We start from the raw sequence: 12921 nt of genomic DNA, 5'->3' as shown, positions 1-12921 counted from the left end.
CCCCTCCCCACCCGACTCGCCTCAGGAGGGCGATCCGTTCACATGAGTGCTCCACTTTCCCCCGCACCGTCCACGTCCCGGGACTGGCTGCGCCGCTACGGCCCAGAGCGCCCGCACGCCGCGGCGCGCCTGGTCTGCTTCCCGCACGCGGGCGGCGGCGCGAGCTTCTACCGGCGCTGGGCGGCCCTCCTGCCCGAGACCTTCGATCACCTCGCGGTGCAGTACCCCGGCCGCGAGGACCGTATCGGCGAGGAGTGCGTCGGCGAGCTGCATCCGCTCGCCGACCGGATCGCCGAGGTGCTGCTGCCCCTGGCGGACCGACCGCTGATCCTGTTCGGCCACAGCATGGGCGCCTCGATCGCCTACGAGGTCGCCCGGCGGCTCCAGGAGCAGGGTCGCACCCCCCACCACCTCGTCGCCTCCAGCCGGATGTCCCCCACCCTGGAGCGTCCCGGGACGGTCCACCTCCTGGACGACGAGGAGTTCCTCCAGGAGCTCGCGGCGTTCGGCGGCATCAGCCAGGAGGTGCTCCACCACCGCGAACTGCGCGACCTCGTCCTGCGGCCGATGCGCAGCGACTACCGACTCGTCGAGACCTACCAGCCGAAGGGCACCCCGGCACTGGAGTGCCCGGTCACGGCGGTGCGCGGCGACCTGGACCACGCCCACCCGGAGGAGGAGATCCGCGCATGGGCCGATGTGGCGGGCGGCGACTTCCGGCTCCTCACCCTGCCCGGTGACCACTTCTTCCTCGCACCCCGGGCGCAGGAGCTGATCGACCTGCTGCTGCCGCGGTTCGCCGCGCCGTCCGGCCACGGCGCGCTCCCGTCCCTTGAGTCCCGGACCTGAACGCCCCGGCTCCCTTTGCGCACCCGTACGACCACGCCACCGCACGACGGAGGAACCCCATGACCCACACGCAGCCCGCCTCACCCGGCCCCGCCCCGGCCATCAGACGCCGCTCCGGCGGCCGCGCCCTGTTCTCGGTGTCCGAAGAGTGGAACGGCGCCACCCTGCCGGCGCTGGTCCGCGCCAATGTGCCGGGCCTGGACCTCGCCGCCTGGATCACCGCCCACAAGGACACCGTCGACGAGCTGGCGCACCGGGCGGCGGCCGTGCTCTTCCGCGGTTTCGAGGTCCCGGGGGCCGAGGCGTTCCAGTCGGCGATGAACGCCCTGTCCTCCCACGTCCTCGACTACGGTGAGCGCTCGTCACCGCGCAGCGAGGTCGCCTCCGGCGTCTACACCTCCACCGAGCACCCCGCCGACCAGCACATCCTGCTGCACAACGAGCAGTCCTACACCACCAATTGGCCGGTACGCATCGTCTTTTGCTGCGAGCGGGCGGCCACCAGCGGCGGACGTACCCCCCTGGCCGACTCCCGCAAGGTCCTGGCGAGGCTGCGCCCCGAAACGGTGGCGCGGTTCGAGCGGCTGGGCGTCGCCTACGTCCGCAACTACCTGCCCGGCATCAGCCTCTCCTGGCAGGAGGCGTTCCAGACCGAGCGGCGCGAGGACGTCACCGCCTACTGCGCCGAGGCGGGCATCACCGCCGAGTGGGTCGGCGAGAACCATCTGCGGACCCGCCAGATACGCCCCGCCGTGCGCACCCACCCGGTCACCGGCGAGCGCACGTGGTTCAACCACGCGGTCTTCTTCCATGTGACCTCGCTGCCCGAGGAGGTCACCCGGGGCCTGCTGGACTCCCTGCCCCAGGAGGACCTGCCGTACCACACCTACTACGGCGACGGGACCCCCATCGAGGACGACACCCTCGCCGAGATCCGTGCCGCGCTGGACGCCGAGACCCGGTCCTTCGCCTGGCGGCCCGGCGACGTCCTGCTGGTGGAGAACATGCTCAGCGCGCACGCGCGGGAGCCCTTCGAGGGCCCGCGCCGCATCCTCACCGCCATGGCCGATCCGATCGGCGACTTCGACACGAACGGGAGGACCGCATGACCGCGATGACCACCCATCCCGCCGCCGCCGGACCCGGTCCGCGGCGCCGGCGCACCGGCGCCGGGCCGGCCACCGAACTGGTCCGCAGCCGCCCGCTGCACGACGAGCCGTTCCTGCTGCGGGTGGACGCCGCGGTCCAGGGGCTGGAGCTGGACCGGTGGATCGCCGACAACCACGAGCGGGTCACGGCCGAACTCGACCGCTACGGCGCCGTCCTCTTCCGGGGCTTCTCCGTCGACGGACCGGCGGCCTTCGGGCGGGCGGCCCGGGCCGTCTCCCCCGATCTGCTGGACTATCTGGAGCGCGCCGCGCCCCGTACCGAGGTCGCGGACAAGGTCTTCACCTCGACGGAGTTCAACGAGGACCAGTGGATCCCCTTCCACCACGAGATGTCCTACTCCCACAACTGGCCGAGCAGGCTGTACTTCTACTGCGATCTGCCCAGTGCCGACCGCGGTGCCACCCCGCTGGCCAGTGAACGGGCGGTCGTGCCCAAGATCCCCGCCGAGGTCCGCGAGCGGTTCGAGCGGCACGGCGTCGCTTACGTCCGCAACTACAGCCCCGATCTCGACCTGCCCTGGCAGGAGGTGTTCCAGACCACCGACCGGGCCGAGGTGGAGGCGTACTGCCGCTCCTCCCACACCGAGTTCATCTGGATCGGCCGGGACGGGCTGCGCACCCGGTCCGTCCGCCAGGCCACCGCCCGGCACCCGCGCACGGGCGAGACGGCCTGGTTCAACCACGCCCATCTCTTCCATGTCTCCAATCTCCCCGCCGAGGTGTCCACCGCGCTCACCGGGGAGTTCGGCGTGGAAGGGCTGCCGCGCAACGCCTACTACGGCGACGGCGCCGCCATCGAGGACGACGTCGCGGAGCTGATCCGCGGCCTCTACCGCGACGCCGCGGTGTCCTTCCCCTGGGAGCGCGGCGACGTCCTCGTCGTCGACAACTTCCTTGCCACACATGCGCGTGAGCCCTTCTCCGGCGACCGCCGGATTCTCGTCGCCATGTCCGACCTTTACGTGAATCGAGGTAACCGATGACCAGCGTCGAGGGCTACCGCCTCTCGCCCGCCCAGCTCCGGGAGTGGGAGCGCGGCGGCGATCGCCGACTGACCGCGCGGCTGCGGCTGACCGCCCCGGCGGACCGCGACCGGCTCCAGCGCGCACTGGACACGGTCACCGGGCGGCACGAAGTGCTGCGCCTGCGGCTGCTGCGGTACCCCGGCGTGCGGGTTCCCCTCCAGGACATCGACGAGGACGCCGCGGTCGCCCTGGAGGACGGCGAGGAGGCCACCGCCGGTGACCTCTTCGGCGGTCCGCTGTTCCATGCCGCACTGGTCGACCTGGCCGACGGCGGAGCGGAACTCGTGCTGCGGGCGTCCGCGCTGCTCACCGACTCCGCCGGACTGCGCGTCCTGCTCGGCGAACTGGCCACGGCCTACCAGGGCGGTGCGCTCGACGACGACCCGGAGCGGCTCCAGTTCCTCGATGTCTCGGAGTGGCTGCTGGAGCAGGCCGACGAGGCCGGAGCGCCGAGCACACCGGCCGTCTCGGGCACGGTGATCGAGCGGCTGTCCCTGCCGTTCTCCGACGGTGAGCCGGCGCGGACGGCGACGGTGCTGCGTGCCGAGGTGGGCCGTGAGGCCACCGAGGCGCTGCACCGCCGGGCCGCCGTCCAGGGCGTACCGGCCCGGTCGCTGGCGCTGGCGGCCTGGGCGCTGGCCCTGTCCGGCCGCACCGAGACCGAGGCCGACGACGCGGTGCTCCCGCTCGGTCTGCACGTCGAGGGCCGCTCCGCGCCCGGAACCGACCGTGTGGTGGGCCCCCTGGGCAGCCGGCTCGCCGTCGGGGTCCCGCTGCCGCTGCCCGCGGCGCCCAAGGAGCTGCTCGACGTCGTGCAGCGGCAGGTCGACCAGGCCGTCGAGGCGGCCCGGCACACCGGCCCCACCGGGGACGAGGGGCTCGCCGCCGGGTTCACCGCCTCCGAGCCGGATGTCCTGGCGGAGTGGGCGGGCCTGCCCGTCGCGGAGCTGACCGTGGACGGTCCGCCGCCGGTGTCCCCGCTGCATCTGAGCGTCGAGATCGCCCCGGAGACGATCCGCCTCGCGCTGCACCACGACGGCTCCCGCTACCCCGGCGAAGCCGTGCAGCGGCTGCTGGACGGCACCGTGGAGATCCTGGCCACGCTCCCCGCGGCGTTCGAGGACGAGCGCGCCCTACGGGTCTGCGGCGCCCGGGAGGCCGCCCTGCTGGCACGGTGGAGCAAGGGCGGCTCCCTCGACGAGGACGGCCCCGCCACCCTCGTCGAGGCGTTCGACACGGCCCTCGCGGCCGCCGACGGCACCGCGCCCGCGGTGGTGTCCGCCGACGGCACGGTGTCCTTCGCCGAGTTGGACCGCGCCGCGTCCGCCGTGGCCGCCGCCCTCATCGGGGCGGGCGTCGCCGCCGAGGAGCCGGTGGCGGTGCCCGCCGAGCGTTCCTGGCGGACCGTCGCGGCGCTGATCGGTGTGCTGCGGGCCGGCGCCGTCTACGTACCGCTGGACACCGCGGCGCCCCTGTCACGGCAGCTGACGCTGCTGCGGGCGGTCGAGGCCCGACGGGTGGTCGCCCCGGACGGGCGCGGCGTGCCGGCCGGGCTCGCCGAGGAGTTCGAGGTCCTCGCGCCGCACTCCGCCGACGCCCCGGCGCCCGTAGCGCTGCCGCAGGTCCGCCCGGACCACGCCGCGTACATCATCTTCACCTCCGGCTCCACCGGCGCACCGCGGCCCGTGGTCGTCGAACACCGGTCGGTGGCACACCTGTTGAGGGCGCTGAAGGCGACGGTCCACGCCGGCGCCGGGGCACGGCTGCGGGTCGCGGTGAACGCCCCGCTGACCTTCGACGCCTCCGTCAAGCAGCTGATCCAGCTCGCCGCCGGGCACACCCTGTGCCTCGTACCGGAGGAGATCCGCTACCACGGCGGGGAGTTGCTGACCTACCTCGCGGAGCAGCGGGTCGACGTGTTCGACTGCACGCCCTCCCATCTGCGCGCGGTGCTGGCGGGCACGGCGGGCGGCGCGACCGCGCTGCCCGCCACCGTCCTCATCGGCGGTGAGGCCGTCGACCAGCCGCTGTGGGACGCCCTCGCCGCCCTCGACGGCGTACGGGCCGTCAACGTCTACGGCCCGACCGAGTGCACCGTCGACGCCACCGCCGCCGAGATCACCCCGGGCACCCGGCCCACCATCGGCCGGCCGCTCCCCGGCAACGACGTCCTGATCCTCGACCAGGACCTGCGGCCGGTACCGCCGGGCGTGGCGGGTGAGTTGTGCGTCGCGGGCCCGCAGCTGGCCCGCGGATACCTCGGGGACGCCGAGGCCACCGCGCGCCGCTTCGTGACCGTCGAGGCGCTGCCGGAGGGCGAGCGGCGCGTCTACCGCACCGGTGACCGGGTGCGGTTCCTGGCCGACGGCACCCTGGCCTACCTCGGCCGTACCGACGACCAGGTGAAGGTCCGCGGATTCCGGGTCGAGCCCGGCGAGGTGCAGGCCGTCCTCGGCACGCACCCGGGCGTCGAGCAGGCGCTGGTCGTGGCCCGCAAGAGCGCCGACGGCACCTCCCTGACCGGCTACGCGCAGCCGGCCGCCGGCGCGGTGGCGGCCCTCGACCTGGACCGGGTCTCGGGCGTCAATCCGCACGAGACCCGGTACCTGTACGACGAGATCTTCCTCCAGGGCACCTATCTGCGCGGCGAGGTGACGCTCCGCGAGGACGCCGTCGTCGTCGACATCGGCGCCAACATCGGCATGTTCTCGCTCTACGTCCACCAGCTGTGCCCGAGCGCCTCGCTCTACGCCTTCGAGCCGCTGGCACCGGTGTACGAGCATCTGCGGCGCAACACCGCCCGGTTCGGCGTACCGGCGAAGACCTTCCCGCTCGGCCTGGGGAGCGCGGACGGCGAGCTGTCGTTCACCTACTACCCCGGCTACTCGATGATGTCCGGCGTCAGCGCGTACGCCGACTCGGCCTCCGAGGTCGAGGTCATCAAGCGCTATCTGGCCAACGAGCGGGAGAAGGGCCTCCAGGACCGCGACCAGCTCCTGGACCGGGCGGACGAGCTGCTGGCGGAGCGGTTCCAGGGTGAGGAGCTGCGTACGCGGGTGCGGCGGCTCTCCGACGTCCTCGACGAGGAGGGGCTCACCCGTATCGACCTGCTCAAGATCGATGTCCAGCGGGCCGAACTGGACGTGCTGCGGGGCATCGACGCGCGCCACTGGGGCATGGTGCACCAGGTCGTGATGGAGGTGCACGACGGCGCCGGCACCGCCACCGAGGGGCGCCTCGGCGAGATCGTCGCCCTCCTTGAGGAGCAGGGCTTCGCGGTCACGGCCGAGCAGGACAGCCTGCTGCACGGCACCGACCGGCACTCCCTGTTCGCGGTGCGCGCCGCGTACGCCGACGACCCGCGCCCGGTCGTCGCCGACGCCCGCACCCAGGCGCCGGTGGACGGCGTCACGCTGCGGGACTGGCTGGCCGAGCGCCTGCCGGCGCATCTCGTACCGGGCGCGGTGGTCACCCTCGACGCCTTCCCGCTGACCCGCAACGGAAAGGTCGACCGTGCGGCGCTGCCCGAACCGGCCGAGCGGGACCGGGCGGGCGCGGAGGTGGTGGCGCCCCGCAACCGTACCGAGGAGGTGCTGGCGGAGGTGTGGCAGGAGGCGCTCCGGCTGGACCGGGTGAGCGTGGAGGACGACTTCTTCCGCCTCGGCGGGGACTCGATCCGGGCGATCCAGGTGCAGGTGGCGGCCCGCAATCAGGGGTTGGAGGTCCAGCTGCGGGACATCTTCAGCTGCACCACGATCCGTGAACTGGCCGAGGCCGAGGGCACGGTCCTGACGGAGGCCACGCCGGCGCATTAGCCCTGCCTTTCGTCTGGTGCGTGATCCGGCCGGTGGGGGTATCGGTCTCCCACCGGCCACTCGCCGTGCACTTCGCCTTCGGGCGAAGAGCGCCGGGCGGTGGTGGAGCGGCTCGACGCCGTGGCGGCCTCCACGGTCGTCGCGCGGGCTACGACACCACCGCCCGGCCAGACCGGCTCGATGTGCGGCTGTGCACGGGGGTAGCACACCGAACCGGTGTCCGGGCCCGCCTGTCGGCGGGCGGTGGGTCACGCGGGCACGCTCTGTCCCTGCGGCTCCGCGGCGGCCTGGTGGCCGGGGGGTGCGTCCTTGGCACCGGGGATGAGGATCAGTGCGATCACGGCGCCCAGCAGGGCGGTCGCCGCGCACACGGCCATGGACAGGGTCATGCCGTGGGCGAAGGCACGGTGGGCCGCGCCGAGCAGCGAACCGGCCTGCTCGGCGGGCATGCCGTGCACCGCGTCGGCCGCCTCACCGAGGGAGTGGCGCATCCCCGCCGGGACCGTACCGGGCAGCGCGTTGCCGTACGCCAGCGCCAGCACGCTGCCGATGACGGCGATGCCGAACGCCGAGCCGAGTTCCTGCACCGTGTCGTTCATGGCGGACAGCCGTCCCGAACTCTCCGGGGGGCCGGCGCTCATGAGGACGTCGTTGACCGGGGCCACGGCCAGGCCCATGCCGGCGCCCAGCAGTACCAGTCCCACGGCGACGGGCGGGTACCCGGCGCCGGGAGCGAAGAAGGCCAGCACACCCAGGCCCGCGGCCATCGTGGCCAGGCCGAGCGCGATGGTGATCCGGGCGCCGATCGCCCTGGCGACGAGCGGCGACAACGGGGAGGAGACGACGATGGCGGCGGCGAGCGGCACGGTGGCCAGCCCCGCGGACATGGGCGAGAAGTCCAGCACCAGTTGGAGCTGCTGGGTGACCACGAAGGCCCCACCCAGCAGGGAGAACATCAGGAAGGCCATGGTGCCGCTGGCTCCGAGGAACTGCCGGGAGAACATCAGCCGCAGGTCGAGCATGGGCTCCTTGGCGGTGGCCTGGCGCAGGAAGAAGAGCGCCAGCACCACCAGTCCGCCGATCAGCGCGGTGAGCACGATGCCCGAACCCCAGCCGCGCGTCGGCGCGGAGATGACCCCGAAGAGGACGCCGCCCATCCCGACCGTGGAGAGCACGGTGCCCGGGAGGTCGGCCCGGCGCGCCACGGGGTCCGACGACTCCGGAACGATCCAGCCGACACCGATGAGGGCCAGCACCACGACGGGCACGTTGAGGACGAAGACGGCGCCCCACCAGAAGTGCTCCAGCAGCAGTCCGCCCAGCAGCGGGCCGAGCACCATGCCCAGCGCGGTGACCGCGCCCCAGCGCCCGATGGCGGAGGCGCGCTCCTCGGGGGAGAAGACATGGACCAGGATCGACAGGGTCCCCGGCATGAAGAACGAGCCGCCGACGCCCATCAGGCCGCGTGCCGCGATGACCTGCCACGGCTCCTGGGCGAAGGCGCCCAGGCCGGAGGCGATGCCGAAGACGGCCAGGCCCACCATGAGCATCTTCTTGCGCCCGAAGCGGTCCGAGAGGCTGCCCGCGGTGAGCAGGACGCCGGCCAGCACCAGCGTGTACGCGTCCACGATCCACTGGAGTTCTTCGGTCCCCGCGCCCAGTTCACGACTCATCGTCGGCAGCGCGACATTGAGCACGGTGGTGTCGATCGAGACCACGAAGACGGCCAGGCACAGCACCGCCAGGATGGCCCATCGGCGTGGATGTCCCCGTTCCATATCCCCTCCAGTACGGCGTTCGATTGCCGGTACAGCGTACGACTCTCGGGCACTGTACTCTAGATCGCACGCCGGCACCACCAGCACACGCAGGCACACCCCCGGACTCATGGAGGCGAAGTGACGGACGGCAGGCACAAGGTGAGCGCGGCCTGGGTGGCGGACAAGCCGCCCCGCAGGCAGCAGCCGCTCTCCCGGGAGCAGATCGTCCGCGGTGCGGTGGACTACCTGGAGCGGCACGGGCTGGAGGAGCTGAGCATGCGCAAGCTCGCCGCCCATCTCGGCACCGCGGCGACATCGATGTACTGGCATGTGGCCACCAAGGACCAGCTGTTCGACCTCGTGCTCGACGAGATCTTCGGCGAGGTGCGGCTCCCCGACGAGGACGGCGAGCCCCTGGAGGACCTCCGCCGGGTCATGCACGAGGTGCGGCGGGTGCTGAGCCGCTACCCCGAGGCGGCGCGGCTGGCCGCGAGCCGTCCGACGCTGGGCCCCCGGGCGCTGCGCGTCGTCGAGTACACCCTCGGCGCGCTCCTGCGGACGGGGTACCCCGAGGAATCCATCGCCTACGCCTACAACCTGATCGCGAACTACACCATCGGCGGTGTGCTCGTAGAACTCTCCCGGCAGCGGCTCGCCGAATCCGGCGGCCCTTCCGAGGACGCCTCCGAAGACGCCGACACCATGCAGTCGTTCGTGGAATCGCTGCCGAGCGAGGACTTCCCGCACTTCGTCAGGCTCAGCGGACTGCTCGTCAAGGCGAACGACGACGAAAGCTTTGAATTCGGGCTGGACCGGCTACTGGCCGGAATCAGCAACGATCTGAAGAAGTGATCTCCGCGGAGATCCACGGAGATCCACGGAGCATTGACCCTTCGTCGTGAAGGGCCAATACACCGCGGAATTCCGACCGGCGACCGGGCGTGAAGATCAGCCCTGGATAACTTCCGCTATTCGGCGCAGCGTCTCGCCGATGTCCGCCCGGGACACGTCCCGGTGTGTGACGAACCGTACGCAGCCGTCCATCGACGACGCCAGCACCCCTGCCGCGCGCAGCCGCGTCAGCCACTGCTGGAGATCGTCCACCTCGGCCAGCACGATGTTGGTCCGCGGAGCCCGCACCCGCAGGCCGAGTTCGGCCAGACCGTCGGCGAGTTCCCTGGCGGCCTCGTGGTCCTCGTGCAGGCGGTCCAGGCGGTTCAGCGCCACCAGCCCCGCCGCCGCCAGGACACCACCCTGGCGCACTCCCCCGCCGAGCATCTTGCGCACCCGGCGCGCCTCGTCGGCAAAGGCCCTGGAGCCCGCGACCAGTGAACCGACCGGAGCGCCGAGCCCCTTGCTCAGACAGGCCTGCACACTGTCCACACCGGCCGTCAGCTCCGCCGGCTTCACACCGAGAGCCGCCGCGGCGTTCCAGATGCGCGCGCCGTCCAAGTGCACCTTGAGGCCTGCGGCGTTGGCCGCCGTGACGAGTCGGGCGTGCTCGGCCGGTGGCGTGACGGCGCCGCCCGCCGCGTTGTGGGTGTTCTCCAGGCACAGCAGGGGGGTGCGGAGCCGGTAGTACGGCCCGCTGGAACCCGCCGCCTTCGTCACGGCCTCCGGCGACGGGCGACCGGGCGCCGCGTCCCACGCCAACGGCTCCGGCAGGCCGCCGGCAAGCCATGCGGCGGTGCCCAGTTCATTGTCCAGTACATGCGCCGCCCGGGGCACCAGAAAGCGGTCGCCCCGCTGTAGATGCAGCATCAGCGCAATGGTGTTGCCCATACAGCCGGTCGGCACCCACAAAGCGGCTTCCATACCGAGAAGTTGAGCCGTGCGCTCCTCCAGCTCGCGCATCGTGGGATCACCGTCGAGTACGTCGTCACCCACTTCGGCGGAGGCCATTGCGGCGCGCATTTCGGCGTCGGGCTTGGTCACTGTGTCAGATCGCAGATCAATAGATCGAGAACCATTCATGGGACCCAATCAAACACACAAATGATTTGCCGGTGCAGGCTTTTGCCGTATTTTTCAACGCATGGCGGCCGAGATCTCCGCGCGCCGGGAAAACAGGGCCGGGATACGCCCGGAGGCCTCCCCGCTCAGCGGGCCAGGCGCCCCAGGAGGGAGGCCGCGGCGGCGATACCGAGAGCCGCGGACACCACGAGGACGGCGTAGTCCAGGGCCAGATGGGCGTGGGTGCCCAGCAGGAGGCCGCGCAGGGCATCGATCTGGTAGCTCAGCGGGTTGACCTTGCTGACCGTCTGGAGCCAGCCGGGCATGACCGCCACCGGATAGAGGGCGTTGGAGGCGAAGAAGAGCGGCATGGTGATGGCCTGGCCGATGCCCATCAGACGGTCGCGGGTGAGCACGATCCCGGCGATCGTCATGGACAGGCAGGAGAAGAAGGCCGAGCCGAGGACCACGGCGACGGCCACCCCGATCAGCCGCAGCGGGTTCCCGGTCATGGCCACGCCGAGCAGCGCCGCGATGACGATCACCACCACGGCCTGGATCAGCGCCTTCACCCCGGCGGCGAAGGCCTTGCCGGCGATCAGGGCGGCTCGTGGGGTGGGCGTGACCAGCAGCTTGGTGAGGATGCCGGCGTCCCGTTCCCAGATGATCATGATGCCGTAGAAGATCGCGATGAACATGGCCGACTGCGCGATGATGCCGGGCGCCAGATAGTCGATGTACGGGATGCCGCCGGTGGGGATGGCGTTGATGCGGGTGAAGGTCTCGCCGAAGACCAGCAGCCACAGGGCCGGCTGGACGGCGCGGGTGTACAGCTCGGTGCGGTCGTGGCGCAGCTTCTGCACCTCGACCACGCACATGGCGACGACCCGGGCGGGCAGCACCCGCCAGCCGGTGCGGGAGCGCGGCGGGACCAGCAGCAGATCCAGTCCGTCGGCGCCGGTGGGGGTGTCAGCCGACTCGGTTGGCCGTGCGGCGGGTGCTTCGGACATCGCGGAAGCCTCCTGACTGCTCGTCGAGGCCGCTGCCGGCGACGTCCCGGAAGACGTCCTCCAGCGTCGGCGCGGCGTCCGACGAGCGCGATGCGGCGGCGGGGTTCGGTGTGGCGGAGGTGGGCGGAGTGCGGGCCGCCCGGAGGCGGGCGCGCAGGGCGGACTTGAGGGCGTCCGGTGTGCCGAGGGCACGGATGCGGCCGCGGTGCATCAAGGCGACGCGGTCGCAGTACCGGTCGGCCTCGTCCATGTAGTGCGTGGTCACGAGCACGGTCATGCCGGTGGCCTCCCGTACCGCGTTGATGTGCTCCCAGACGCTGGTACGGGCGATCGGGTCGAGACCGACCGTCGGCTCGTCGAGCATCAGCAGGCGCGGCGCGCTGACGAGTGCCTGGGCAAGTTCGAGCCGGCGGATCATGCCGCCGGAGTACGTCTTGGCGAGCCGGCCGGCGGCGTCGGTGAGGCCGACCGCCGCCAGCGCCTGGGTGACGCGAGCGGCGCGCTCGCGGCGGGGGACGTCGAAGACCCGGGCGAACAGGGCGACGTTCTCGCGGCCGGTCAGTCCGGCGTCGGCGGAGAGCTGCTGCGGCACATAGCCCAGCAGCCGGCGGACCGCCATCCGCTCCTTCGCCGCGTCATGCCCGAATACCCGCACCATGCCGGCCGGGACGGGCAGCAGCGTGGTGATGCAGCGGATGGTGGTGGTCTTGCCCGCACCGTTCGGCCCGAGCAGACCGAAGACCTCACCGGCGCGTACGGAGAGGTCCACGCCGTCCACGGCCCGGGTCTCGCCGAAGGCGTAGTGGAGGGCGAGGCAGGTCACGGCGTCGGGAGCGGGGGCGGCGGACGCCGCTTCGGCGGCCGGTCCCGGACTGCGCCCGTCGTCGGTGGTCATGGGCCCGCCACCTCCTCGCGCCGCAGACGGCCGGACCGCGACCGGCGCCGGATCGGCCGCCGGACACCGGCCGGGGCGCCGGCCGGGTCATCGGCCGGAAGGTCGGCGAGCGAGTGGGGGCACTCCCCTGCAGCCATGCCCCGATTTTAGTTCTGGGTGAGCGGCGGCGGCCAGGAAGCGCGCTGGGCACGGCAGAGCATCACGCCCCGTGGCCGGCCCCAAGGGGTTCGCCCTGGTCACTCCGCTTCCGGAGACGGAGTCGGAGTCTGCGCCCCGAGTGGCGGAGTCGGCGCTCCCGGTGGCGGTGCGATCTTCGCGTGGGCCCGGACCGTGCCCACCGCCGCCGTGCCCACCGCCGCCGTGGCCGGCTCCGCCGGACAGCTGCGCGAGGGCGGAGCCGGGCGCGATGACGATGCGGAAACTCCGGGAGGCCGTACGTTGTCCA

At 72.3% G+C, this 12921-nt stretch carries 10 protein-coding genes; 5 read left to right on the top strand and 5 right to left on the bottom strand.

What is annotated here, in order from left to right; all coding sequences use genetic code 11:
• Nucleotides 1-42: 42 nt before the first annotated feature.
• From WAB15_RS30725 to WAB15_RS30710, 4 genes are read left to right on the top strand one after another with little or no spacing between them, the layout of a single operon-like run.
• Nucleotides 43-849: a thioesterase II family protein gene (locus WAB15_RS30725; RefSeq protein WP_407288200.1), complete on the top strand. Its 807-nt coding sequence runs from the start codon at nt 43-45 to the stop codon at nt 847-849.
• A 59-nt stretch (nt 850-908) separates the two neighbouring features.
• Nucleotides 909-1958, top strand: a complete 1050-nt coding sequence (locus WAB15_RS30720) for a TauD/TfdA family dioxygenase (RefSeq protein WP_407288199.1) — start codon at nt 909-911, stop codon at nt 1956-1958.
• On the top strand, nt 1955-3001 hold the full coding sequence (locus WAB15_RS30715) for a TauD/TfdA family dioxygenase (RefSeq protein ID WP_407288198.1): 1047 nt from the start codon (nt 1955-1957) through the stop codon (nt 2999-3001). The genes WAB15_RS30720 and WAB15_RS30715 overlap by 4 nt, the downstream gene beginning before the upstream one ends.
• Complete coding sequence (locus WAB15_RS30710; protein WP_407288197.1) at nt 2998-6858, top strand: amino acid adenylation domain-containing protein; 3861 nt, start codon at nt 2998-3000, stop codon at nt 6856-6858. Before WAB15_RS30715 ends, WAB15_RS30710 begins: the two co-directional genes overlap by 4 nt.
• Nucleotides 6859-7106: 248 nt before the next feature.
• Here the strand turns inward: WAB15_RS30710 and WAB15_RS30705 are convergent, their stop codons facing one another.
• Nucleotides 7107-8636 (bottom strand): MFS transporter, encoded by a 1530-nt coding sequence (locus tag WAB15_RS30705; RefSeq protein WP_399146146.1) that lies wholly within the window; start codon nt 8634-8636, stop codon nt 7107-7109.
• Nucleotides 8637-8756: 120 nt separating this feature from the next.
• Between WAB15_RS30705 and WAB15_RS30700 the strand changes: the two genes are divergently transcribed.
• Nucleotides 8757-9470 carry a TetR/AcrR family transcriptional regulator gene (locus WAB15_RS30700; RefSeq protein ID WP_399146145.1) on the top strand — a complete coding sequence of 238 codons (714 nt, stop codon included), beginning with the start codon at nt 8757-8759 and terminating at the stop codon, nt 9468-9470.
• A 96-nt stretch (nt 9471-9566) separates the two neighbouring features.
• Here WAB15_RS30700 and WAB15_RS30695 read toward each other — a convergent pair whose 3' ends face one another.
• The 4 genes from WAB15_RS30695 to WAB15_RS30680 all read right to left on the bottom strand — a co-directional run bounded on the left by WAB15_RS30695 (nt 9567) and on the right by WAB15_RS30680 (nt 12613).
• On the bottom strand, nt 9567-10592 hold the full coding sequence (locus tag WAB15_RS30695) for a threonine aldolase family protein (RefSeq protein WP_407288196.1): 1026 nt from the start codon (nt 10590-10592) through the stop codon (nt 9567-9569).
• A gap of 125 nt (nt 10593-10717) precedes the next feature.
• Nucleotides 10718-11581, bottom strand: a complete 864-nt coding sequence (locus WAB15_RS30690; RefSeq protein ID WP_399146143.1) for an ABC transporter permease — start codon at nt 11579-11581, stop codon at nt 10718-10720.
• Nucleotides 11541-12476, bottom strand: coding sequence for an ATP-binding cassette domain-containing protein (locus WAB15_RS30685; RefSeq protein ID WP_407288195.1), 936 nt, complete (start codon nt 12474-12476; stop codon nt 11541-11543). Before WAB15_RS30685 ends, WAB15_RS30690 begins: the two co-directional genes overlap by 41 nt.
• Nucleotides 12473-12613, bottom strand: a complete 141-nt coding sequence (locus WAB15_RS30680; protein ID WP_399146141.1) for a hypothetical protein — start codon at nt 12611-12613, stop codon at nt 12473-12475. The genes WAB15_RS30685 and WAB15_RS30680 overlap by 4 nt, the downstream gene beginning before the upstream one ends.
• Between the last annotated feature and the right edge of the window lie 308 nt (nt 12614-12921).

It is taken from the genome of Streptomyces sirii, assembly GCF_045690365.1.
Classification (GTDB): Bacteria; Actinomycetota; Actinomycetes; order Streptomycetales; family Streptomycetaceae; genus Streptomyces; species Streptomyces sirii.
Note: the sequence above shows the minus strand (reverse complement) of the source record. Positions and strands in the feature narration are given on the sequence as shown.

What these genes read in the sequence shown, in the direction of transcription:
- WAB15_RS30725 (WP_407288200.1), top strand. Translation starts at nt 43, where the DNA reads ATGAGTGCTCCACTTTCCCCCGCACCGTCCACGTCCCGGGACTGGCTG.
- WAB15_RS30720 (WP_407288199.1), top strand. Translation starts at nt 909, where the DNA reads ATGACCCACACGCAGCCCGCCTCACCCGGCCCCGCCCCGGCCATCAGA.
- WAB15_RS30715 (WP_407288198.1), top strand. Translation starts at nt 1,955, where the DNA reads ATGACCGCGATGACCACCCATCCCGCCGCCGCCGGACCCGGTCCGCGG.
- WAB15_RS30710 (WP_407288197.1), top strand. Translation starts at nt 2,998, where the DNA reads ATGACCAGCGTCGAGGGCTACCGCCTCTCGCCCGCCCAGCTCCGGGAG.
- WAB15_RS30705 (WP_399146146.1), bottom strand. Translation starts at nt 8,636, where the DNA reads ATGGAACGGGGACATCCACGCCGATGGGCCATCCTGGCGGTGCTGTGC.
- WAB15_RS30695 (WP_407288196.1), bottom strand. Translation starts at nt 10,592, where the DNA reads ATGAATGGTTCTCGATCTATTGATCTGCGATCTGACACAGTGACCAAG.
- WAB15_RS30690 (WP_399146143.1), bottom strand. Translation starts at nt 11,581, where the DNA reads ATGTCCGAAGCACCCGCCGCACGGCCAACCGAGTCGGCTGACACCCCC.
- WAB15_RS30685 (WP_407288195.1), bottom strand. Translation starts at nt 12,476, where the DNA reads ATGACCACCGACGACGGGCGCAGTCCGGGACCGGCCGCCGAAGCGGCG.
- WAB15_RS30680 (WP_399146141.1), bottom strand. Translation starts at nt 12,613, where the DNA reads ATGGCTGCAGGGGAGTGCCCCCACTCGCTCGCCGACCTTCCGGCCGAT.